The sequence below is a fragment of the Synechococcus sp. H55.8 genome (assembly GCF_047462375.1).
Lineage (GTDB): Bacteria > Cyanobacteriota > Cyanobacteriia > Thermostichales > Thermostichaceae > Thermostichus.
On sequence record NZ_JANSJC010000058.1, the window covers coordinates 1 to 941 of the forward strand.

Below are 941 nucleotides of genomic sequence, written 5' to 3' on the forward strand. Positions count from 1 at the left end.
TCCGGCGCTGCCGTGGGTGAACCTCAGCAGCCTGGTAAAAGAGACAACCCCAGCATAACTCCCCGACCGCCCTGCCGAAATCCTCAGGGATCTTATGTCCCCAAACGAACCAAGCGGGAGCCGTGCTGCCTGACTTGGGGGAGATGCCCTTGTTTTCATAGAAAGCCAGCATGATCCCAGGGACTTGGCTTTCAAGAAGCTACACAGATGCACGTAAAGGCAAGAAAATCTCGACGACTCTCGCTTAACGCATTTAGCATTTAGTTGTACTTATCTTAATAATAAACAAGTTCTAGTATTTTTAAGTTGAAACCTTCTAATGAAGGGCCTATCATGATCGGACGCACTTTAGGATCAAGCTTCTGGGATAGGGCAGCCTTATGAACAAGCTTCAAGACAGTCTGGTGAAGGCTCTCACCATTGACGGGGCACTGGGCGTCGCTTTGGGGGACTGGAAGACCGGAATGTGTCTGGGGTTTAAGGGCACCAACAGCCCTGCCTTTCCCGAAGCTAATCTGGAGTTGGCCATTGCCGGAAACACAGAGGTGATCCGCGCCAAGATGCGAGTTGCAGAGTCTCTTAAGTTCACCGACAGAATCGAAGAGATACTTATTATTCTGGAGACTCAGTATCACCTGATGTATCTACTTAAGCACATACCTGGGCTATTTTTCTATCTGGCTTTGGATCGAGAGAAAGGCAACTTGGCTCTTGCTCGTATCAAGCTCTCCCAAATCGAAAAAGAGCTGACTCTCTAAAAGTTACGGCCTTTTCCGGCCTCACAGGAGTTCTGCAGCCAAGCAAGATTCTTTTAGAGCTTGCTCTACGTTGAGGTGATGGAGTAGGTAGCAACCAAGCCAAAAGAATGCGGAACCGGGGACTTGAACCCCGATGGCATTGCTGCCACTAGAACCTGAATCTAGCGCGTCTACCATTCCGCC

The 941-nt window shown here is 49.6% G+C and carries 1 protein-coding gene; it reads left to right on the forward strand.

Annotation, left to right across the window (positions count from 1 at the left end):
- The first annotated feature begins 380 nt into the window (after positions 1–380).
- Positions 381–758 carry a hypothetical protein gene (locus NW862_RS12745; RefSeq protein WP_414333939.1) on the forward strand — a complete coding sequence of 126 codons (378 nt, stop codon included), beginning with the start codon at positions 381–383 and terminating at the stop codon, positions 756–758.
- The last annotated feature ends 183 nt before the right edge of the window (positions 759–941 follow it).

What these genes read in the sequence shown, in the direction of transcription:
- NW862_RS12745 (WP_414333939.1), top strand. Translation starts at nt 381, where the DNA reads ATGAACAAGCTTCAAGACAGTCTGGTGAAGGCTCTCACCATTGACGGG.